The organism is Caballeronia sp. Lep1P3 (assembly GCF_022879595.1).
Classification (GTDB): Bacteria; Pseudomonadota; Gammaproteobacteria; order Burkholderiales; family Burkholderiaceae; genus Caballeronia.
On record NZ_CP084265.1, the window covers coordinates 1,754,661 to 1,776,342 of the forward strand.

At 65.6% G+C, this 21,682-nt stretch carries 16 protein-coding genes; 4 read left to right on the forward strand and 12 right to left on the reverse strand.

The genetic code is table 11. The annotated features are described in order from the left end of the window. Window positions 1–6 precede the first annotated feature (6 nt). The 7 genes from LDZ27_RS08275 to rpsB form a co-directional block, all read right to left on the reverse strand. Window positions 7–1,224, reverse strand: a complete 1,218-nt coding sequence (locus tag LDZ27_RS08275) for a 1-deoxy-D-xylulose-5-phosphate reductoisomerase (protein WP_244813641.1) — start codon at window positions 1,222–1,224, stop codon at window positions 7–9. Between the two features lie 19 nt (window positions 1,225–1,243). Then, complete coding sequence (locus LDZ27_RS08280) at window positions 1,244–2,056, reverse strand: phosphatidate cytidylyltransferase (RefSeq protein ID WP_244813642.1); 813 nt, start codon at window positions 2,054–2,056, stop codon at window positions 1,244–1,246. Beyond that, a complete protein-coding gene (uppS, locus tag LDZ27_RS08285) occupies window positions 2,050–2,832 on the reverse strand; it encodes a polyprenyl diphosphate synthase (protein WP_244813643.1) in 783 nt (260 codons plus the stop codon). Before uppS ends, LDZ27_RS08280 begins: the two co-directional genes overlap by 7 nt. 82 nt (window positions 2,833–2,914) lie before the next feature. Further along, entirely contained in the window at window positions 2,915–3,475 is a 561-nt protein-coding gene (gene frr / locus LDZ27_RS08290; protein WP_035969503.1) for a ribosome recycling factor, read from the reverse strand. A gap of 90 nt (window positions 3,476–3,565) precedes the next feature. Further along, window positions 3,566–4,279 carry a UMP kinase gene (gene pyrH, locus LDZ27_RS08295; RefSeq protein WP_244813644.1) on the reverse strand — a complete coding sequence of 238 codons (714 nt, stop codon included), beginning with the start codon at window positions 4,277–4,279 and terminating at the stop codon, window positions 3,566–3,568. A gap of 239 nt (window positions 4,280–4,518) precedes the next feature. Continuing rightward, window positions 4,519–5,400, reverse strand: a complete 882-nt coding sequence (tsf, locus tag LDZ27_RS08300) for a translation elongation factor Ts (RefSeq protein WP_244816090.1) — start codon at window positions 5,398–5,400, stop codon at window positions 4,519–4,521. A 141-nt stretch (window positions 5,401–5,541) separates the two neighbouring features. After that, window positions 5,542–6,294 carry a 30S ribosomal protein S2 gene (gene rpsB / locus LDZ27_RS08305; RefSeq protein WP_008350088.1) on the reverse strand — a complete coding sequence of 251 codons (753 nt, stop codon included), beginning with the start codon at window positions 6,292–6,294 and terminating at the stop codon, window positions 5,542–5,544. A gap of 409 nt (window positions 6,295–6,703) precedes the next feature. Between rpsB and map the strand changes: the two genes are divergently transcribed. The 4 genes from map to LDZ27_RS08325 all read left to right on the forward strand — a co-directional run bounded on the left by map (window position 6,704) and on the right by LDZ27_RS08325 (window position 12,601). Beyond that, window positions 6,704–7,513, forward strand: a complete 810-nt coding sequence (map, locus tag LDZ27_RS08310) for a type I methionyl aminopeptidase (protein ID WP_244813645.1) — start codon at window positions 6,704–6,706, stop codon at window positions 7,511–7,513. Between the two features lie 85 nt (window positions 7,514–7,598). Next, window positions 7,599–10,187 carry a [protein-PII] uridylyltransferase gene (locus LDZ27_RS08315; protein WP_244813646.1) on the forward strand — a complete coding sequence of 863 codons (2,589 nt, stop codon included), beginning with the start codon at window positions 7,599–7,601 and terminating at the stop codon, window positions 10,185–10,187. Between the two features lie 6 nt (window positions 10,188–10,193). Further along, window positions 10,194–12,119 (forward strand): pseudouridine synthase, encoded by a 1,926-nt coding sequence (locus tag LDZ27_RS08320; RefSeq protein WP_244813647.1) that lies wholly within the window; start codon window positions 10,194–10,196, stop codon window positions 12,117–12,119. 245 nt (window positions 12,120–12,364) lie between these two features. Beyond that, on the forward strand, window positions 12,365–12,601 hold the full coding sequence (locus LDZ27_RS08325; protein WP_244813648.1) for a hypothetical protein: 237 nt from the start codon (window positions 12,365–12,367) through the stop codon (window positions 12,599–12,601). Between the two features lie 62 nt (window positions 12,602–12,663). Here the strand turns inward: LDZ27_RS08325 and def are convergent, their stop codons facing one another. From def to LDZ27_RS08350, 5 genes are all read right to left on the reverse strand, one after another. Then, window positions 12,664–13,197: a peptide deformylase gene (gene def, locus LDZ27_RS08330; RefSeq protein ID WP_244813649.1), complete on the reverse strand. Its 534-nt coding sequence runs from the start codon at window positions 13,195–13,197 to the stop codon at window positions 12,664–12,666. Then, complete coding sequence (gene ligA / locus LDZ27_RS08335; protein ID WP_244813650.1) at window positions 13,194–15,272, reverse strand: NAD-dependent DNA ligase LigA; 2,079 nt, start codon at window positions 15,270–15,272, stop codon at window positions 13,194–13,196. Before ligA ends, def begins: the two co-directional genes overlap by 4 nt. A 203-nt stretch (window positions 15,273–15,475) precedes the next feature. Then, a complete protein-coding gene (locus tag LDZ27_RS08340; protein WP_244813651.1) occupies window positions 15,476–16,738 on the reverse strand; it encodes a cell division protein ZipA C-terminal FtsZ-binding domain-containing protein in 1,263 nt (420 codons plus the stop codon). A 161-nt stretch (window positions 16,739–16,899) separates the two neighbouring features. After that, window positions 16,900–20,415: a chromosome segregation protein SMC gene (gene smc, locus LDZ27_RS08345; RefSeq protein WP_244813652.1), complete on the reverse strand. Its 3,516-nt coding sequence runs from the start codon at window positions 20,413–20,415 to the stop codon at window positions 16,900–16,902. A 123-nt stretch (window positions 20,416–20,538) separates the two neighbouring features. Beyond that, window positions 20,539–21,495, reverse strand: a complete 957-nt coding sequence (locus tag LDZ27_RS08350; protein ID WP_244813653.1) for a DMT family transporter — start codon at window positions 21,493–21,495, stop codon at window positions 20,539–20,541. Window positions 21,496–21,682: the final 187 nt, after the last annotated feature.

Below are 21,682 nucleotides of genomic sequence, written 5' to 3' on the forward strand. Positions count from 1 at the left end.
ACGGCCTCAATGGGCGATGGGTTCGGCGCCGGACGCGCTCGCAGTGAGTTCCGCGACGAAACCGGACGCGAGACGGCGCGCGTTCGCATCGGCGGCGATGACGTCGTCGAGCGTGGCGGCGCTCGCGTTCGGCAGCGCGTTCAGCACGCGCTCCACGACGCCGCCGATCGACATGAATCCGATGCGGCGCGCGAGGAAGGCTTCGACGGCGATTTCGTTCGCGGCGTTCAGTGCGGCGCTCGCGGTGCCGCCCGCTTCGAGCGCTTCGATGGCAAGCGCGAGGCACGGAAAGCGCGCGAAGTCCGGCTTCTCGAACGTGAGCGATGCGATTTGCGCCAGGTCGAGCGGCGCGACGCCCGAATCGACGCGCTCAGGGAACGCCAGCGCGTGCGCGATGGGCGTGCGCATGTCCGGATTGCCGAGCTGCGCGAGCACGGAGCCGTCGGCGTAGGACACCATCGAATGGATCACGCTCTGAGGATGAATCAGCACTTCGATGCGCGAACCGGGCACATTGAAGAGCCAGTGCGCTTCGATCACTTCCAGACCCTTGTTCATCATCGTCGCGGAATCGACGGAGATTTTGCGGCCCATCGCCCAGTTCGGATGCTTGCAGGCTTCGTCGGGCGTGACGTCGACGAGCGTGGCCGGCTCACGCGTGCGGAACGGGCCGCCCGACGCGGTCAGAATGATCTTGGAGACACCGCCGTGGAGTTGCGCCTCCTTCTCGCCGCAAGGCGGCAGGCACTGGAACACGGCGTTGTGCTCGCTGTCGACCGGCAGCAGGACGGCGCCGTTGTCGCGCACCGCGTCCATGAAGATCTGCCCGGACATGACGAGCGCTTCCTTGTTCGCCAGCAAAATGCGCTTGCCGGCGCGGGCTGCCGCGAGACTGGGCGCGAGGCCCGCTGCGCCGACGATCGCCGCGACGACCGTATCGCACTGCGAAGAACGCGCCACGTCGACGAGCGCGTCGGGACCGTGCGTCACCTCGGTCTTGCAGCCGGCCGCGCGCAATGCCGCGGCCACGCGCGCGGCGGTTTCGGCGTCGCCGACGACCGCCACTTCGGGCGCAAATCGCAAGCATTGCGCGACGAGCTTGTCGCCGTTTCGGTGAGCGGTGAGCGCGTAGACCGAGAACCGGTCGGGATGCCGCGCCACGACGTCGAGCGTGCTGTCGCCGATCGAGCCCGTGGAGCCGAGCAATGTAAGACGTTTTTGCATGAATTCTTCTCTAGCCGAATCAGCCGAGCATCAACAAGGCAATCGGCAATACAGGCAATAGTGCGTCGATGCGGTCGAGCACCCCGCCGTGGCCGGGCAGAAGACCGCTCGAATCCTTCACGCCCGCCTGGCGCTTCAGGAGCGATTCGAACAGATCGCCGACCACGCTGAACGCGACGAGCACGGTCAGCGCGACCAGCGCGCGCGCCCAGCCGAGATGTCCGACGAATGCGGTGAACAAAGTCGGCGCGTACAGGCCGGTGGCGGCAGCCAGCGAGCCGATCACCATGACGGCCAACCAGCCGCCCATTGCGCCTTCCCACGTTTTGCCGGGACTGATCGACGGCGCGAGCTTGTGGCGGCCCAATGCTTTTCCGGCGAAGTATGCGCCTATGTCCGCCAGCCAGACGACTAGTAGAAGCGATAGCACAAAAGCCACGCCGACCGTGCGCGCCGCGACAACGGCGTGCCAGCACGCGACGAACACGACGATCCCGGCGAACAGCAAAAATGCGCGCCACGCGCCGCCCGCGAGCACCGGCTTACGCAAGAGCGCATAAGGCCCCGCCAGCACCCAGAAAATCGCGGCCATCTGAAACACCGCTTTCGGCGCGACGCCGAGATAGGTGCTGAAAATGAGTGCGAGTCCCGCGACCAGCGCATAAGCCACCGGGCCGGCGCCGTTGAGCTTGAGCAGGCGCCCCCACTCCCACGCCGCGAACACGACGACGAACCCGATCAGCGCGCCGAAGGCGCCGATCGGCGCAAACAGCGTGACTGGCACGAGGATCGCGAGGAGGACGATTGCCGTGATGACACGCGTCTTTAGCATGAAAGGGTGTCGGCCTTCTGCGATTGGGAAGCGAGTTGCGCGCTGGTGCGCCCGAAGCGGCGCTCACGGTCGCCATACGATGCGATCGCGCGGTCGAGCGCGTCGGCGTCGAAATCGGGCCAGTAGGTATCGGTGAAATAGAACTCGGTGTAGGCAAGCTGCCACAGCAGGAAATTGCTGATGCGCTGCTCGCCGCCCGTGCGGATGAAGAGATCCGGCTCGGGCGCGTAAGCCATCGCGAGATGTTCGGCAAAGGACTCGTCGTCCACGCGCGCGGGCGTGCCCTGTTCGAGCGATTGCGCGATGAGCTTTTTCGTCGCCTGCATGATGTCCCAGCGCCCGCCGTAATTGGCGGCGATGGTGAGCGTCAGGCGCGTATTGCGTGCGGTCTTGGTTTCGGCGCGCTGAATGAGCGCACGGATGCGGTCATCGAACATCGCAACGTCGCCGACCACGCGCAGACGGATGCCGTTCGCGTGCAGCTTGCCGATTTCGCGCTCGAGCGCGGTCACGAACAGGCGCATCAGAAACGACACTTCTTCCGTTGGACGGCGCCAGTTCTCGGAACTGAACGCGAAGAGCGTCACGAACTCGACGCCGCGCCGCGCGCAGCTTTCGACGGTGGCGCGCACGGCATCCACGCCGCGCGTATGACCGGCGACGCGCGGCAAACGCCGCTCGGTCGCCCAACGGCCATTGCCGTCCATGATGATCGCGACGTGGCGCGGGACAGCCGCGACATCGGGCACGCGAACGGTAGAGCTGGTATAGGTCATGGCCGCTGAATCTTGTAATCGACGGGAAGTGAAACGCCAGCCTGCGGGCATGAGCGCGCGGCCGGCAGGACCGGTTACGGCCTCACACCGTCATGATTTCGGCTTCTTTCGTCTGAACGAGCTTGTCGATTTCGGCGACGAACTTGTCGGTGAACTTCTGCACGTCGTCGCTTGCGCGGCGCTCGTCGTCTTCCGAGATTTCCTTGTCCTTCACGAGCTTTTTCAATTGCTCGTTGGCGTCGCGGCGCAGATTGCGCACAGCGATTTTCGCCGACTCGCCTTCGCTTTTCACGACCTTGGTCAGCTCGCGGCGGCGCTCTTCGGTGAGCGCGGGCATCGGCACGCGGATCAAGTCGCCCTGCGTCGCCGGGTTCAGCCCGAGATCCGATTCGCGGATCGCTTTCTCGACGACCGGGACCATCTTCTTTTCCCACGGCTGCACGCCGATCGTGCGGGCATCGACGAGCGTCATGTTCGCCACTTGCGAGATGGGCACGTTCGAGCCGTAGTAGTCGACCTGGATGTGATCGAGCAGGCCAGTATGCGCGCGGCCCGTGCGGATCTTGGCGAGATCGGCCTTGAATGCTTCGATCGACCGCTGCATCTTCTGGTCGACGCCCTTTTTAATGTCAGCCACACTCATTTGAACCTCCAAACCTGAGTTTTACCTGCGATAGCTGCGTCTTGCGCGCATGGCCCATGCCACGGCGCGCCGCGCCGATACCGCGAGAGTTTACACATGCACGAGCGTGCCTTCGTCGTCGCCCTGCACGATGCGCTTCAGCGCGCCCGCTTTCATGATCGAGAACACGCGGATCGGCAGCTTCTGGTCGCGGCACAGCGCGAACGCGGTGGCGTCCATGACCTGAAGATTGCGGCCGATCGCCTCGTCGAAGCTGATCGTGCTGTAGCGCGTCGCGCTCGGGTCTTTCTTCGGGTCGGCGGAGTATACGCCATCGACCTTCGTCGCCTTCAACACCACTTCGGCGCCGATTTCCGAGCCGCGCAGCGCAGCCGCCGTATCCGTCGTGAAAAACGGGTTGCCCGTACCGGCCGCGAAAATGACGACCTTGCCCTCTTCCAGCTGGCGAATGGCGCGCGGACGAATATACGGCTCGACCACCTGATCCATGCGCAGCGCCGACTGCACGCGCGCCTCGATGCCCGCATGACGCATCGCGTCCTGCAGCGCGAGCGCGTTCATCATGGTGGCGAGCATGCCCATGTAATCCGCGGTTGCGCGATCCATGCCGGCCGCGCCGCCCGCGACGCCGCGAAAGATATTGCCGCCGCCGATCACGACGGCCAATTGCGTGCCCAACCGCACCACTTCAGCGACGTCCGCCACCATCCTTTCGATCGTTGCGCGATTGATGCCGAAAGCATCGTCGCCCATCAGGGCTTCGCCGGAGAGTTTGAGGAGTACGCGTTTGTAGGCTGTGGGCATATGAGTTTCCGATCGCGCCGAGGAGGGTTGCAACAACGTAGAACTGTAGGGGTGAAACAATCATTACCGCAAGCGGCCCGGTCGGGACGACGGGCGCGGCGCGTACGGGAAAACCCGAACTCGCCGCGCCCGCCGTTCGATGCGATCCGATCGCTTCACTGCTGCGGCGGACGCAATCCGCCGCGAATACTGCTTTAGCGCCTGGCTGCGTTGAATCAGCGCAGGCGCCGCAGAACGCCTTACGACTGCTTGGCCGCCGCGACCTGAGCCGCCACTTCCGCCGCGAAGTCGTCCTGGCGCTTTTCGATGCCCTCGCCCACCACGAACAGCGCGAACTTCTGCACCGACGCGTTGGCCGCCTTCAGCATCTGCTCGATCGTCTGCTTGTCGTTCTTCACGAACGGCTGGTTCAGCAGCGACACTTCCTTCAGATACTTCTGAACGGAACCGTCGACCATCTTTGCGACGATTTCAGCCGGCTTGCCGGATTCTGCCGCTTTCTGCTCCGCGATGCTGCGTTCCTTCGCGATCAGGTCGGCCGGCACTTCGTCCGACGACAGCGAGACCGGCTTCATCGCGGCGATGTGCATCGCCACGTCCTTGCCGACTTGCTCGTCCGCGCCGGTGAACTCGACCAGCACGCCGATGCGCGTGCCGTGCAGGTACGACGCGAGCTTGTTCGTGGTTTCGAAGCGCACGAAGCGGCGGATCGACAGGTTCTCGCCGATCTTACCGACGAGCGCGAGACGCACTGCGTCGACCGTCGTGCTTTCGAGCGGCAGCGCCGACAGCGCGGCCACGTCGGCCGGATTGCTCTTCGCGACGAGCGCGGCGATGCCCTTGGCGAACGCCATGAAGTCGTCGTTCTTCGCGACGAAGTCGGTTTCGCAGTTCAGCTCGACGAGTGCGCCCACGCCGCCTTCGACGTGCGCGACGACGATGCCTTCAGCCGTCACGCGCGATGCCGCCTTGCTCGCCTTGTTGCCGAGCTTCACGCGCAGAAGCTCTTCAGCACGCGCCATGTCGCCATCGGCTTCGGTCAGCGCCTTCTTGCATTCCATCATCGGCGCATCGGTCTTCGCGCGCAGTTCTGCCACCATGCTTGCGGTAATTGCCGCCATCATTCGCTCCTTGAGTCTGTTTGATACGTGCCGCCGGCCTTCCAGCTCGCCGCGGCAGAAAAAAATGGCATGTCTATCGCGCCGGCTTAAAAAAAAGGGGCCTTTCGCAAAGCCCCCTTTTGTGCCAGCCGCAGGGCGCGATTACGCCTCTGCGTTGACCTCGACGAACTCGTCGCCTTCACCGTTACGCACGGCCTGAACGACGTCGTTCACCGCGTTCGCGCGGCCTTCGAGGATCGCGTCCGCCACGCCTTGCGCGTACAGCGCCACGGCCTTGCTCGCGTCGTCGTTACCCGGGATGACGTAGTCGATGCCTTCCGGCGAGTGGTTCGTGTCGACCACGGCGATGACCGGAATGCCGAGCTTCTTCGCTTCGGTCACGGCAATCTTGTGATAGCCGACGTCGATGACGAACATTGCGTCAGGAATGCCGCCCATGTCCTTCACGCCGCCGATCGACTTTTGCAGCTTGACCATTTCGCGTTCGAACAGAAGCGCTTCCTTCTTGCTCATGCGCTCGGTTTCGCCCGATTCCAGCGCCGCTTCCATGTCCTTCAGGCGCTTGATCGAGACCTTCAGCGTCTTGAAGTTGGTCATCATGCCGCCGAGCCAGCGGGCGTTGACGAAAGGCATGCCGGCGCGCGCTGCTTCTTGCGCGATGGTGTCGCGCGACTGGCGCTTCGTGCCGACGAAAAGGATCGTGCCGCGATTCGCTGCCAACTGGCGCACGTACTTCAGCGCGTCGTTGTAGAGCGGCAGCGTCTTTTCGAGGTTGATGATGTGAATCTTGTTGCGATGACCGAAGATGTACGGGGCCATCTTGGGGTTCCAGAAGCGCGTTTGGTGACCGAAGTGGACACCGGCTTCCAGCATTTGACGCATCGTGACTGCCATGAAATTCTCCGCGAGGGTTGGGTCTTAAGCCGGCTGCCGCATCCCGCGCCCGGAATCGTTTCCCGGACGCCGGACACCCTGGGTGCGCCGGCTTGAGTGTCTAAAAAAGCGCCGCTGAACAATACCGGCGCTTCCGAAGTCCGGGCCATCCGCGCGGCTGCCGCGCTTTTTTGCCGCTCTTTGCCGCTTCCTTGCCACACGGCAGCAATACGGGATGGACCAAGACTTAGCCGAAGAGTATAGCATGTGACGATTACACCGCTCAAGGCGCTTGCCGCTTCCGAATGAGCGCAAGCAGCGGGTTGGTTTGCCATGAACGCCCTGCGCCACCTCTTTCCAGGTGCGATAATGCCGGTTTCGCGGCTCGCGTCCGCGTCTCACGCCAATCCTGCGCATTTCGAGCCAAGTCATGTCCATCACGTTCAAGAACGATCACGATATCGCGCAGATGCGCGTCGCCTGCCGGCTCGCCAGCGAAGTGCTCGATTTCATCACGCCGCATATCGTTCCCGGCGTGACGACCGAGGAACTCGACCGCCTCTGCCACGAATATATGGTGAAGGAACAGGGCACGGTTCCCGCACCGCTGAATTATCAGCCGCCCGGCTACCCGCCGTACCCGAAGGCGACGTGCATCTCGGTGAACGACGTCATCTGCCACGGCATTCCCGGCGAGAAGGTGCTGAAAAACGGCGATGCGCTCAATATCGACATCACCGTCATCAAGAACGGCTATTTCGGCGACACGAGCCGCATGTTCATCGTCGGGGAAGGGTCGATTCTGGCGAAGCGCCTCGTGCAGACGACGTTCGACTGCATGTGGCTCGGCATCGATCAGGTGCGCCCGGGCGCGCATCTCGGCGACATCGGCGCAGCTATTCAGAAGCATGCGGAAGCGCAAGGCTATAGCGTCGTGCGCGAATATTGCGGCCACGGCATCGGCCAGGTGTTTCACGAAGAGCCGCAAGTGCTCCATTACGGGCGCGCGGGCACGGGCATCGAACTGCAACCGGGCATGATTTTCACTGTCGAGCCGATGATCAACGCCGGCCGCCGCGAAATCCGCACGATGCCCGACCAGTGGACCGTCAAGACGCGCGATCGCAGTCTGTCGGCGCAATGGGAGCACACGGTGCTCGTCACGTCGACGGGCTATGAAGTGCTGACCGTGTCGGCCGGCACGCAGGCGCCCTCGCAACTGATCGCGGCGACGGCCTGATTACCCCGCTTCGCCTTATTGCTTGCGCCCGCCGTTCGTCACTAGTGGCCGGCGCGTTACTGGACCTCTTCGTCTCTATCGCCCCATGAGCGTCACTGCCGTCGCCACGCCTTGCGAAACGCTGCGCGCCGCCTACAAGACGGCGAAGGCCGCGCTCATCGAACGTTTCCGGACGGCGTCGAGCGTCGAACCGTTGATGCAGGCGCTCGCCCGCGCGACCGACGACGCCCTGAAAGGCGCCTGGTCCGCATGCGACATGCCGGCCGAGGTCGCGCTCGTCGCGGTCGGCGGCTACGGGCGCGGCGAACTCGCGCCCTACTCCGACGTCGACATTCTCGTGCTGCTTCCAGACGCATCGCAGCCGGGCGACGCGGCGATCGACGGCATCGACGCGCGCGTCGAGCGCTTCATCGGCATGGCGTGGGACCTCGGGCTCGATATCGGCAGCAGCGTCCGGTCGGTTGCGCAATGCATCGACGAGGCAGCCAGCGACGTGACGGTGCTGACGTCGCTGCTCGAGGCGCGGCGTATCTGCGGCGACGCGGCGCTCTTCGGACGCTTCGCGGAGCGCTACCGCGAGACGCTGGACCCGCGCGGCTTTTTCCAGGCGAAAGTGCTGGAAATGCGCCAGCGGCACGCGAAGTTTCAGGACACGCCCTACAGCCTCGAGCCGAACATCAAGGAAAGCCCCGGCGGGCTGCGCGACTTGCAGCTGATTCTCTGGATCACGCGCGCGGCGGGCTTCGGTTCGAGTTGGCGCGAACTCGATGCGCGCGGTCTCATCACCGAGCGCGAAGCCCGCGAGCTTCGGCGCAACGAGGCTTTTCTGAAAAGCCTGCGCGCGCGGCTGCATGTGATCGCGAAGCGTCGCCAGGACATTCTCGTATTCGATCTTCAGACGCCGCTCGCCGAGAGCTTCGGCTTCAACGCGACCGCCGCCAAGCGCGCGAGCGAGCAGATGATGCGCCGCTACTATTGGGCGGCCAAAGCGGTCACGCAACTCGCGACCATCCTGATTCAGAACGTCGAAGCCCAGCTTTTTCCGTCGACTTCGGGCGTCACGCGCGTTCTTTCGGAGCGCTTCGTCGAAAAGCAGGGCATGCTCGAAATCGCCGACGACGACGTCTTCGCGCGCGAGCCGCACGCCATCCTCGAAGCCTTCCTGCTTTACGAGCAGACGCGCGGCGTCAAGGGGCTGTCGGCGCGCACGCTGCGCGCGATCTACAACGCGCGCGATCTCATGGACCGCAACTGGCGGCGCGATCCGAAGAACCGGCGCGTATTCATGGAGATTCTCAAGCAGCCCGAGGGCATCACGCATGCGCTCAGGCTCATGAATCAGACGAGCGTGCTCGGGCGGTATCTGATCAACTTCCGGCGCATCGTCGGGCAGATGCAGCACGACCTCTACCACGTCTACACGGTCGATCAGCACATCCTGATGGTGTTGCGCAACCTGCGCCGCTTCGCCATTGCGGAACACGCGCACGAGTATCCGTTCTGCAGTCAGTTGATGGGCAACTTCGAGCGGCCGTGGGTGCTTTACGTGGCGGCGCTTTTTCATGACATCGCGAAAGGACGCGGCGGCGACCACTCGACCCTCGGCATGGCTGACGCGCGCCGCTTCTGCCGCGAGCACGAGATCGGCCACGAAGACACCGAACTCGTCGTGTGGCTCGTGCAGCAGCATCTGACGATGAGCCACGTCGCGCAGAAGCAGGACACGAGCGATCCCGAAGTCATTAAGCAATTCGCGTCGGTCGTGAAAACCGAGCGGCGGCTGACCGCGCTCTATCTCCTGACGGTGGCGGACATTCGCGGCACGAGCCCGAAAGTCTGGAACAACTGGAAGGGCAAGCTGCTGGAGGACCTCTTTCGCGCGACGCTCGCCGTGCTGGGCGGCGCGCAGCCGGACGCGCATTCGGAACTCAAGTCGCGCCAGGAGTCGGCGCTTGCGCTGCTGCGGCTCGAAACGGTGCCCGAAGGCGCGCAAAAGCGGCTTTGGGACCAGCTCGACGTCGGTTATTTCCTGCGTCACGATCCCGCGGACATTGCTTGGCAGACGCGCGTGCTGTACCGGCACGTCGAAAGCGAAGCGCCGATCGTGCGCGCCCGGCCCTCGCCCATCGGCGCGGCGCTGCAAGTGCTCGTCTACGTGAAGGACCGGCCGGACCTCTTCGCCGGCATCTGCGCGTATTTCGACAAGAACGGCCTGTCCGTGCTCGATGCGCGCATCACCACCACGCGCCACGGCTACGCGCTCGACAACTTTCTCGTGGCGCACCCGGACCACGACGGAAGTTATCGCGACATCGCCAATCTCGTCGAGCAGCAACTGAGCGCGCGACTGACGGACGAAAGCATTCTGCCGGAGCCGTCGAAGGGCCGTGTGTCGCGGCTCGTGCGCACTTTCCCGGTCACGCCGCGCGTGGACTTGCGTCCCGACGAGCGTGGCCAGTACTACATCCTGTCCGTGTCGGCGAACGACCGGCAGGGCCTTCTTTATTCGATCGCGCGCGTGCTCGCGCAACACCGGATCGGCGTGCAGGCGGCGCGCATCAACACGCTCGGCGAACGCGTCGAAGACGTGTTTCTGCTCGATGGCAAGAGCCTGTCGTCGAACCGCACCCAGATCCAGGTCGAAACCGAACTGCTGCGCGCGATCGCAGCCTGAGACTTTATGCGCGTCAAACTGACAGCCAAACATCCGCGTCCCACGTCGGCGACGCGATCGCCGGTTCGCTCCGGCACATCCACCGGGCGCAAGCCGGTGCGCGAACAGCCGCCCGCGCAGGCGCCGGTCAAACGCGGAAAGCCCGCGGATGCGCGTGGCACGTCCACCGGCCGCAGCGACGAACGGCGGCCGTTCAAGTCGCGCGGCGACGATTCCCGCCCGGCATTTGGTGATCGCGGCCCGCGCAAATCGACCGAAGGACGCGCGCCTGTTCGCGGCGAGCGCGACTCTCGCTCCGACGAACGCCGCCCTTTCAAGCCGCGCGGCGACGATTCGCGCGCGGGCTTCGGCGATCGCGGCCCGCGCAAACCGACCGAAGGACGCGCGCCCGTTCGCGGCGACCGCGACTCCCGCTCCGACGAACGCCGCACCTTCAAGCCGCGCGGCGACGATTCACGCCCCGCGCTCGGTGATCGCGGTCCGCGCAACTCGACCGAAGGACGCGCGCCGCATCGCGGCGACCGCGACTCCCGCTCCGACGAACGCCGCACCCTCAAGCCGCGCGGCGACGATTCGCGCCCCGCGTTCGGCGATCGCGGTCCGCGTAAATCGACCGAAGGACGCGCGCCCGTTCGCGGCGAGCGCGACTCTCGCTCCGACGAACGCCGCCCTTTCAAGCCGCGCGGCGACGACGCACGCCCCGCGTTCGGCGATCGCGGCCCGCGCAAATCGACCGAAGGACGCGCGCCTGTTCGCGGCGACCGTGACTCCCGCTCCGACGAACGCCGCACCTTCAAGCCGCGCGGCGACGATTCGCGCCCCGCCTTCGGCGATCGCGGTCCGCGCAACTCGACCGAAGGACGCGCGCCCGTTCGCGGCGACCGCGACTCCCGCTCCGACGAACGCCGCACCTTCAAGCCGCGCGGCGACGATTCGCGCCCCGCCTTCGGCGATCGCGGTCCGCGCAACTCGACCGAAGGACGCGCGCCCGTTCGCGGCGACCGCGACTCCCGCTCCGACGAACGCCGTCCTTTCAAGCCGCGCGGCGACGATTCGCGCCCCGCATTCGGCGATCGCGGTCCGCGCAAATCGCCCGAAGGACGCGCGCCGCATCGCGACGACACCGACCGCGCCAGTCCAACGACACAAGCTCCCAAAGCCCACGCGCACGGCGACGGCCTCGTGCGCCTGTCGAAGATCATGTCGGAAATGGGTCTCTGCTCGCGCCGGGAAGCGGACGAATGGATCGAGAAAGGCTGGGTGCTCGTCGATGGCGAAGTCATCGACACGCTCGGCACGCGCATCCGTCCCGAGCAGAACATCGAGGTGCTGCCCGCCGCACGCTCGGCGCAATCGCAACTGGTCACGATTCTTCTGCACAAGCCGGTCGGCTATGTGTCCGGCCAGGCCGAAGATGGGTACGAGCCCGCCGTCACGCTCGTCAATCCCGCGAACCATTGGGACGAAGACCGCGCGGGCATCCGCTTCGCGCCCGGACACTTGCGCACGCTCGCGCCGGCCGGCCGTCTCGATATCGACTCGACCGGGCTGCTCGTCCTCACGCAAGACGGCCGCATCGCGAAGCAACTGATCGGCGGGCACTCGGAAGTGGACAAGGAATACCTCGTGCGCGTGCGTTACGGCGAGCATACCGTCGACATCGACCGGCATTTCCCCGAAGACAAGCTCGCGCTGCTGCGTCACGGTCTGGAACTCGACGGCGTGCCGCTCAAGACCGCGCAGGTGAGCTGGCAAAACGGCGAGCAGCTTCGCTTCGTGCTGCGCGAAGGCAAGAAGCGCCAGATTCGGCGCATGTGCGAGCTCGTCGGCCTGGAAGTCGTCGGGCTCAAGCGCATTCGCATGGGGCACGTCACGCTCGGCGCCCTTCCGCCCGGCCAGTGGCGCTATCTCGGTCCGAACGAGACCTTCTGACGCGGCGAGCGGCGAACATCCGTTCGTCGCGAAAAGACGAAGCCTGATTGCATCGAACGGCGCTTTCGCTTACGCGAACGGCGCCGTTTTTTTGTCCGCATCCTGGCTAAAGAAAATGCCCCGCGCGTCCGTTAGGCATCAGTGTGGGCGGCGATTCCCGCGGTCCGCACGCGACGCGTGATGCGCGGCTGTCGGCGTCGTCGCGCAACAGCATTGGCAATCAGCACGGCTTCAGGAGAATAACGATGTCAGTACAGATCATCATCCGCGAGACGAGAACCGGTCTCGAAATCGTCAGCGGCCAACGACGGCTCGACGCCTTGCTCGCCCTGCGCGACGAGGTCGTCGTGACGAGTCCCGGCATTGGGGAAATGGTGATCGCGCGTCTGCCCAATGGGCGCCTGCAGGGTTCGGCCAAGCCCGAGCATGTCGCTCTCTTTCGCCAACCCGATACGAGCGGCAACGCGAAAACGTTCGCCTAAAGAAAAACCCGCTCGCGGGGAGCGGGTCTCTCGCAAAAGAAAGTCTTGCGCGGCCGTTTCGGTCAGTCGTCGCGCGCCGGGTCGAGTCCGGGAAACAGCACGTCGGTGAACCCGAACTTCGAGAAGTCGGTGATACGCATGGGATACAGCTTGCCGATCAGATGATCGCACTCGTGCTGCACGACGCGCGCGTGAAAGCCTTCGGCGAGCCGCTCGATCGCGTTGCCGTACTGATCGAAACCCTGATAGCGGATCATGGAAAACCGCTGCACCGCGCCGCGCAGCCCCGGCACGGACAGGCACCCTTCCCAGCCCTCCTCCATGTCGTGCCCGTTCGGCGTGATGATCGGGTTGATGAGCACCGTCTCGGGCACCGGCGGCGCGTCGGGATAACGCTCGTTGTGTCCGAAACCGAAGATGACGACCTGCAGGTCGACACCGATCTGCGGTGCCGCGAGCCCCGCGCCGTTCGCGTCGCGCATCGTGTCGAACATGTCCTGCACGAGCGTGTGCAGTTCCGGCGTGTCGAAATGTTCGACAGGCTGAGCAATGCGCAACAGGCGCGGATCGCCCATCTTCAGGATTTCTCGGATCATGGCGTGACTCCTTCCAAAAGCTTCTTCATGCCGTCTTCGTCGACAACGGGAACCCCGAGTTCCTCCGCCTTCGCGAGTTTGCTGCCCGCTTCGGCGCCCGCCACGACGTAGTCGGTCTTTTTCGATACGGAGCCGGACACTTTCGCGCCGGCCGCTTCCAGCATTTCCTTCGCTTCTTCCCGCGAAAGCGTCGGCAACGTGCCCGTCAGCACGACGGTCTTGCCGGCCAGCGCGCCCTGCGGCGCTTTCGGCGCGGGCGGTCCCTCCGGCCACGACACCTTCATGCGCAACTGCTCGATGACATGCTGGTTGTGCGCTTCGCTGAAGAAATTATGGATGGCCTCAGCGACCACCGGCCCGACATCGTTCACTTCCAGCAACTGCTCGACGGACGCCGAAACGATCGGATCGAGCGATCCGAAGTGCTTCGCGAGATCCTTCGCCGTCGATTCGCCCACATGCCGAATGCCGAGCGCGTAAATGAAACGCGCGAGCGTCGTATGGCGCGCCTTCTCGAGTGAACCCAGCAGATTCTGCGCCGATTTGTCGGCGAAACGGTCGAGCGCCGCGAGCGTCGAGAAGCCGAGATGGAAGAGGTCGGCCGGCGTGCGAACCAGATTCTGCTCGACCAGTTGATCGATGATTTTTTCGCCGAGACCGTCGATATCGAGCGCGCGGCGCTGCGCGAAGTGCCAGAGCGCCTGCTTGCGCTGCGCCGGACAAAAAAGCCCGCCCGTGCAGCGCGCCACCGATTCGTCCGGCAGCCGCTCTATCTTCGAGCCGCAGACCGGGCATTCGGTCGGCATCACGAACTCGCGCGCATCGGCGGGACGGCGATCGAGAAGCGCGCCGACGACTTCGGGAATCACGTCGCCCGCGCGACGCACCGTGACCGTATCGCCGATGCGAATGTCCTTGCGCCGCACTTCGTCTTCGTTGTGCAGCGTGGCGTTCGTCACGGTCGCGCCGCCGACGAACACCGGCGCGAGGCGCGCGACCGGCGTGATGGCACCCGTGCGGCCGACCTGCACGTCGATGGCGAGCAGCTGAGTGAGCGCTTCCTGCGCCGGAAATTTGTGCGCGAGCGCGAAACGCGGCGCGCGCGAGACGAAGCCGAGCCGCTCCTGCTCCTCGCGACGATTCACCTTGTAGACGACGCCGTCGATGTCGTAAGGCAGTTTCTCGCGCTTCTCGCCCGTCTTGCGATAAAAGCCGAGCAAGCCTTCGGCGCCTTGCACGACGGCGCGCTCCGCGTTCACCGGCAGGCCCATTTCCTTGTACCAGTCGAGCAGCGCCGCGTGCGTGTCCGGCATTTCAGCGCCTTCGAGCACGCCGATGCCATACGCAAAAAACGACAGCGGCCGCTGCGCGGTCATCCGTGGGTCGAGCTGGCGCAGGCTGCCCGCCGCCGCGTTGCGCGGATTGGCGAACTCGCGTTGCCCGGCATCGCGCTGGCGCGCGTTCAGACGCTCGAAGTCGCGCTTGAACATAAGCACTTCGCCGCGCACGTCGACGCGCTTCGGCGCGCGCGCGCCTTTCAGCGTGAGCGGGATCGAGCGGATCGTGCGTACGTTCGCGGTGACGTCTTCGCCGGTCGCGCCGTCGCCGCGCGTCGAAGCCTGCACGAAGCGGCCGTCGTCGTAGCGCAGCGAGATTGCGAGGCCGTCGAACTTGAGTTCGCATGCGTATTCGACCGGCGCGGTTCCCAGCGCGTCCGATACGCGTTTGTCGAACGCGGCGATGTCTTCGTCCGCAAAACCGTTGTTGAGCGAGAGCATGGGCACGTCATGGACGACCGGCGCAAAGCCCTCGGCGACTTTCCCACCGACGCGCTGAGTGGGCGAATCCGGCGTGACGAGATCCGGATGTTCCGCCTCGATGCTCTGCAGTTCCTTGAACAACGTGTCGTATTCGGCGTCGGGCAAATCCGGCTGATCGAGCACGTAGTACGCGTAGTTCGCGCGCTCCAGTTCCGTGCGCAGCCAGGCCGCGCGCTCGGCCGGCCGGTCGGCGCTCGGCACGGCGGCGTGTGACCGCGCGGTCGCGGCGGATTCGGCTTTCGTTTTTGCGGACATGCGGCTTTCGGGGAATGAAGTAAGTCAGTCAACCGACCGTTCGATTGTCTCAGAAGATCGGTAAATCGTGGCATCGGCCGGACGGCATAGGCCGCGCGCAGCGTGCGGTGGCGCGCAGGAAACGGAAAGCGCCCCGGCGAGGGGCGCAATCAGGACTTCCACACGCGCCGCCCGATGCGGCGCATCGGGCGTGAAACGCGGCGTTACTGGCTAAAGAGTCTGCGCGTCGCGGCAGAGCCGGCCGGCATGCCTGCCTGCTCGAGCTTTGCGTAGAGCGTCATCAACTGCTTCTCGATGGCGAGCAGCGCCGATTCGGGCAACGGACGGCGCTGATCGTCGACGACGCGCGCCCCGATACGCTCCGACAGCGACTTCGCGTAATCGCACATGAGACGGAACGGCAGAATGTCTTCGTCGGCGACGGGCACGTCCAGCACCAGCGTGATCATCTGGCCGCCCTTGTACGTCAGGTCATCGCGCAGAAAGTTCGTGTCGCCGAACTGGAGCATGAACACCGGATTCTGCTTGCCGTCGAGCTTCACGAAACGCGTGCCGTCGCGCGAGAGCAGCAGGCCGTCTTGCGACGCCACCGCCTGCACGTAGTTCGCGGACCACGGCGCGCCGTCGGAGAGAATGTTGATCGAGAGTTGCGCGTCGCACTGCGCGGCGAACGCGTCCAGCTCGCGCGCCATGCCGACGGTTTCCATCATGTCGGGAAATTCGGGCGCGCCGTCGATGGCGTCCGCGAGACGCTGCACGCCGGTCACGAATTCGGAAAACTCCAGTTCATTGAGCGGGCCGCTGCGGTTCGCAAGCTGCGCGGCCGCGCGCAGCTCGTCGTATCGAACGCCGTGGCGCAGCAATTCCCACGCGTTCTCGCCTTCGGCCTTGCCTTCGATCGTCACGGGCTTGGTTCCCGCGCGGCGCAGGCGCTGCGCGAGCGGAATCACGCGATCTCCGGCGACGGGCGCGGCGAGACGAACCGGCACCACGCAGTCGATGCGCCGGTCGACGACCGCGGGCGGCGTCGACGAAACGGTGGTCGCGGCGGGCATCACCGGCTCGCTGCGCTCCTCGTCGATGACCGCGGGTTCATCGGCCACGCCGTTCGCGGACGTGGCTTCCGCCTGCAGATCGACGGGCATATCCGCCGGCGCGACGGCTGGGGCAACGGCCGCCGGCTCACTAGATTCGGGCGCGCCGCCGAAGCTCGGCTCGACGCGCACGTCGCGCGGCGCTTCGTCGGCGAGTTCGCCCGCGACCGGCTCGCGCCGCGTCGGGCGCACCGGTTCGATGAACGGCTGCTCGTCGTCGGTTTCCTGGCGCGCGAGCGCATCGGCGGCTTCGTCGGGCATCGGGCGGGGCATCTTGCGCCGCACCTTCGCCGTCTGCCATGCGTTGTACACCACCACGCCGCCCACCACCACGGCGCCCGCTCCGATCAAACCGAGTGTCAACTCGTCCATGCACGCTCCATCATTCTTTTGAGTTAAGAAGCGCCGCGCGATCTGTCGCATGCATCCGTTTGCGTTCCGGCCTGTTCGCCGCGTCGCCGATGCACGCCACTCCGCGCCTGCGCGCCTGGCCGGATGCGAACTCCGGCCTTTCATCCGTTCAAGAACCGGCGTCAGCCGTTCTGTGCGAAGCCCGCGGCGGATTCCATGTCCACCGCGACGATGCGCGACACGCCCTGCTCCTGCATCGTCACGCCAATCAACTGCTGCGCCATCTCCATCGCGATCTTGTTGTGCGAGATGAAGAGGAATTGCGTCTTGCTCGACATCGCCCGCACGAGATTGGCGAAGCGCTCGGTATTCGCGTCGTCGAGCGGCGCGTCCACTTCGTCGAGCAGACAAAACGGCGCGGGATTGAGCTGGAACATCGCGAAGACGAGCGCCGTCGCGGTGAGCGCCTTTTCGCCGCCCGAAAGCAGGTGAATGGTCGAATTCTTCTTGCCCGGCGGCTGCGCCATGACCTGCACGCCGGCATCGAGAATTTCGTCGCCGGTCATGATGAGCTTCGCCTGGCCGCCGCCGAAAAGCCGCGGGAACAGTTCGCCGAAGTGACGGTTCACCTCGTCGAACGTGCCTTGCAGGAGCGCGCGCGTTTCCTGGTCGATCTTGTGGATCGCGTCCTCGAGCGTGCCGATGGCGTCGTTCAGATCCGCCGATTGCGCGTCGAGGAAGTGCTTGCGCGCGGTGGCCGCCGCCAGTTCTTCGAGCGCGGCCATGTTGACCGGCCCGAGCGCGACGATCGCGTTGTTCAGCCGCGTGACTTCGCCTTGCAGATACGACGGCTTCATGTCCGGCGAGAGCTTCGCCTGCAACTCGGCTTCGTCGACGCCCGCCGCCTGCAACTGCTCGACGAACTGCTCGCCGCTGATGCGCGCCGCCTGCTCCTTCAACTGCAATTCGTTGATCTTGTCGCGCAGCGGTTGCAGCGAGCGCTCGACAGAAAGACGCTGCTCGTCGGCCTGACGCAGGCGCGCGGTCAGATCGTCCAGTTCCAAGCGCGCCGCGTGCAGCGCTTCCTCGCGAGCCGCGCGCACTTCGAGCGCGTCCTGCAGCCCGGTGTGCGCCGTCTGCTCGTTGATGGTTTCGAGTTCGGCGCGCGCGTCTTCGAGCGCGCCCGCGACACGCTCGCTCTGCTCCTGTGCCGTGCCGATATTGCGCTCGTATTCCTCGATCTTCGCCGCGAGACCGCGCACCGCGAAGTTCGCATCGCTCGCCGCGCGTTCGAGTTCGCGCAGTTCGTGACGCGCGCCGGTGAGCGTTTCGTCGAGCGCTTCGAAGGCGAGCTGGTTGTCCTCGAAGCGCGCCTGCAATTGCGCGATCTCGCCGTCGTGCTGCTCGAACGCGGCTTCGGATTCGGCGCGCAGCGCGCGCTGTTCCTCGATCTGCGCGGCGATTTCCTCGAGTTCCTCGCCGATCTGCGTGGTGCGCTGCGTATAGCGCTCGTGCGCCTGCGCGAGCTTGAGCGCGTCCATCTGCAAGGCGTGAACGCGCTGCGTGGCGCGATCGGCGGCGGCGCGCGCATCGGCGAGAACTTGCGATGCCTGCGTGTGCGCGGCGTCGGCGCGAACCGCGCTGGCCTTCGCTTCGTCGGCGAGAAGCGCTTGTGCGCGCACCTGTCGGGCGAGATTTTCGATTTCCTGCGCACGCGCGAGCATGCCCGACTGCTCGGAATCCGACGCATAAAGCTGCACGCCGACGCGCGTCACGAGATGGCCGGCTTTCACGACGAACGCGCCGCCTTCGGGCAACTGATTGCGCATCGCGAGCGCCTGCGCGATATCGTCGGCGATGAACGTGGCGCCGAGCCATTCGTTGAGCACCGCGCGGATGCCCGGATCGTCGATGCGCAAAAGCGATGTCAGCGGCCGCAGGCCCGGCGGCGCGTCGAGCGGCTTGCCAGCGGCGGGCGGCGCATAGAAGGCGAGCTTCGCGGGCGGCGCGTCGGTCGCGAAAGCCTTGATCCAGTCGAGATTCGAGACTTCGAGCGCGGAGAGACGCTCGCGCAGCACGGCTTCGAGCGCCGGCTCCCAGCCCGCTTCGACGTGCAGCTTCTTCCAGAGGCGCGGCAACGCGCCGAGTTCATGCTTGTCGAGCCACGGCTGGATTTTGCCCTCGGTCTGCACGCTTTCCTGCAGCGCCCTGAGCGCGGCAAGGCGCGCTTCGAGCTGATGAATCTGCGCGCTCTCCGCCTGCACGCGCTCTTGCGCCGCGCGGCGTTCGGCGTCGAGGCGCGGCACGGTTTCCTGCGCGTCGGCGAGGCGCGCCTGCGCTTCGGCGAGAATCTCTTCGTTCTCGGCAAGCTGCATGCGCAATTCTTCGAGCTGCGCTTCGTCCGGCGCGTCCAGTCCGCCGGCTTCGTTCTTCAGGCGTTCTTGACGTTGCTGCAATTGCTGAAGCTGCTGGTCCGCGTTGCGCTGATGCGCCGCTTCCAGCTTGAGCGCCTGCTCCGCGCGCGCGATGCCCGCGCGCTCTTCGTTCAGTTGCGTCTGCGCATCGCGCCAGCGGGCTTCGAGCGCGGGCAGCGCGTCGTGCTTCGCGGCGGCGGCGTCCGTAGCGATGGCGGCTCGCTCTTCGCCTTCGGCGAGCGCTTCCGATGCGCTTTCGATTTCGTCGCGCGCCTTCTGCGCCTGCATCTGCCATTGTTCACGCTGCGCGGTGAGCGCGGCGATCTGCGCCTGCACGCGATTGCGCGACTCCACGATGAAGCGAATTTCCGCTTCGAGCCGGCTCACTTCGGCATTCGCTTCGTAGAGCGCGCCCTGCGCGCCTTGCATGGCATCGCTTGCGCTGTAGTGCGCGACGCGCAGCGTCTCCAGTTGCGCTTCGACTTCGCGCAGACGCGCGGTCTGCGCTTCGAGTTCGATCTGCGCCTCGCGAATCGCGCGCTGCTGGCGCTCGGCCTCGTTGCCCGCTTCGTTCTTGCGCAGCAGCCACAGGAGGCGCTGCTTCTCTTCGCCCTCGGCCTGCAGTGCCTTGTATTTCGTCGCGACGACAGCCTGCGCTTCCAGCTTCTCGAGATTGGCCGTCAGCTCGCGCACGATGTCTTCCACGCGCGTGAGATTCTCCCGCGTATCGTGCAGACGATTCTCCGTCTCGCGCCGCCGTTCCTTGTACTTCGACACGCCCGCCGCTTCTTCGAGAAACACGCGCAGCTCTTCCGGCTTCGCCTCGATGATGCGGGCAATCATGCCCTGCCCGATGATCGCGTAGGCGCGCGGACCGAGACCCGTGCCGAGGAAGATGTCCTGAATGTCGCGGCGTCGCGCGGGCAGATTGTTGATGTAGTAGCTGGACGTGCCGTCGCGCGTGAGCACGCGCTTGACCGCGATCTCGCCGTAGGCGCTCCACTGGCCGGCGGCGCGGCCGTCGCCGTTATCGAAGATCAGCTCGACGCTTGCGCGGCTGCCGGGCTTGCGCGCGGTCGACCCGTTGAAGATGACGTCCTGCATCGACTCGCCGCGCAACTCCGATGCACGCGATTCGCCGAGCACCCAGCGCACGGCATCGATGATATTGGACTTGCCGCAGCCATTCGGCCCGACGACGCCGACGAGCTGGCCCGGTACCTGGAAATGCGTGGGATCGACGAAGGACTTGAAACCAGCGAGTTTGATCGAAGTGAGACGCACGGCGATATCGCTGTTTGAAGTGAATGACGGAGGATGAACGGCTGACGGGCCGAGGCGTGGCCCGTCGCGGATGATCGTCTCATGTGCGCCTGAGCCTGCCGGCCGCGGCGCGAGCGGACACCATCATACCATCGCGCGTGTCGATTTCTTTTTGCCTTCAGGGTCGTGCGGCGGCCTCTGCGAAGGCTCGCCGCGCGGTCGATGCACCCACGCCGACAGCACGCAGGCGGCCACGATGCATGCGCCGCCGGCCCATTCGCGCGGCCCCGGCGCCTCGTTCGCGATGAGCCACGACGAGAGCGCCGTGACCACCAGTTCGAACAGCATGATGATGGACGCGCGATTGGCCGGCACGCGCGCGAGCCCGATCTGCACGATTACGTTGTTGACCGCGAGCACGACGCCGAGCCCCATCACGATGAACAAAACGACGCCCATCTGCGAGGCGGCGGGCGCGGCGCGCATCGGCTCGAAGAAGCTCGCGAGCGTCGCGACGATGGCCGCGCCGCCGAAGATCACGGCCGTTCGCATTTCGGGCTTCATGCGGGGCAAGGTCCGCGTGATCCTGACGACGAGCACGTTGCTCATCGCGAAGCCCATGCCGCCCGCGAGACCGGCCCATTCCGCCGCATTCGCCGGCAGCGGCATGCCGAGTTCGGGCGACCAGAGCATCGTGACCGCGCCCGCGAGCGACAGCAGCGAAAGCGCGGCGTCGGCGCGCGTGAGGCGGTCCTTCAGGATGAAATGCGCGAAGATCGCGGTCCACGCCGGCGTCAGATAGAAGAGCAGCAGCACGCGCATCACCTGGCCGTGGATCGCTCCCCACACGAAGCCGACGCTCGTCACGCCCGCCGCGATGCCCAGGCACACGAGCAGCCAGTGCCATGAAATCGTGCGGATCGAGCGGTGTTTCAGCGCGAGCACGAAGAGGCACGCGGCGCCGCTCGTCGTCGCGCTGGCGGCCGTGCCGGTGAGCCCCATCGACGCGAGCAGGCGCATCGGATACCAGACGAAGCCCCATACCGATGCGCCGAGCATGATCGCGAGCGTCGGCAGCGCGTCGTGAACACGGCGCGTCATGGATGCGCTCCCGCGCGCGTGGTTTTTGTCGATTCGAAGCTCGTCATGCCGTATCCGGTTTTTGCCGCCGTGCGCCTTCGGGCGCGAAGGGCGCGCGGTATAATCGCCCGCTTATCGTCCGATTATCACCCGCTTCCCTGCTGTCTTTTTCATGCCGCCGCGCCGCGCGTTCGGGCGCATCCGCAGC

Coding starts and splice junctions, on each gene's coding strand:
- LDZ27_RS08275 (WP_244813641.1), bottom strand. CDS start 1,224: ATGCAAAAACGTCTTACATTGCTCGGCTCCACGGGCTCGATCGGCGAC.
- LDZ27_RS08280 (WP_244813642.1), bottom strand. CDS start 2,056: ATGCTAAAGACGCGTGTCATCACGGCAATCGTCCTCCTCGCGATCCTC.
- uppS (WP_244813643.1), bottom strand. CDS start 2,832: ATGACCTATACCAGCTCTACCGTTCGCGTGCCCGATGTCGCGGCTGTC.
- frr (WP_035969503.1), bottom strand. CDS start 3,475: ATGAGTGTGGCTGACATTAAAAAGGGCGTCGACCAGAAGATGCAGCGG.
- pyrH (WP_244813644.1), bottom strand. CDS start 4,279: ATGCCCACAGCCTACAAACGCGTACTCCTCAAACTCTCCGGCGAAGCC.
- tsf (WP_244816090.1), bottom strand. CDS start 5,400: ATGGCGGCAATTACCGCAAGCATGGTGGCAGAACTGCGCGCGAAGACC.
- rpsB (WP_008350088.1), bottom strand. CDS start 6,294: ATGGCAGTCACGATGCGTCAAATGCTGGAAGCCGGTGTCCACTTCGGT.
- map (WP_244813645.1), top strand. CDS start 6,704: ATGTCCATCACGTTCAAGAACGATCACGATATCGCGCAGATGCGCGTC.
- LDZ27_RS08315 (WP_244813646.1), top strand. CDS start 7,599: ATGAGCGTCACTGCCGTCGCCACGCCTTGCGAAACGCTGCGCGCCGCC.
- LDZ27_RS08320 (WP_244813647.1), top strand. CDS start 10,194: ATGCGCGTCAAACTGACAGCCAAACATCCGCGTCCCACGTCGGCGACG.
- LDZ27_RS08325 (WP_244813648.1), top strand. CDS start 12,365: ATGTCAGTACAGATCATCATCCGCGAGACGAGAACCGGTCTCGAAATC.
- def (WP_244813649.1), bottom strand. CDS start 13,197: ATGATCCGAGAAATCCTGAAGATGGGCGATCCGCGCCTGTTGCGCATT.
- ligA (WP_244813650.1), bottom strand. CDS start 15,272: ATGTCCGCAAAAACGAAAGCCGAATCCGCCGCGACCGCGCGGTCACAC.
- LDZ27_RS08340 (WP_244813651.1), bottom strand. CDS start 16,738: ATGGACGAGTTGACACTCGGTTTGATCGGAGCGGGCGCCGTGGTGGTG.
- LDZ27_RS08350 (WP_244813653.1), bottom strand. CDS start 21,495: ATGACGCGCCGTGTTCACGACGCGCTGCCGACGCTCGCGATCATGCTC.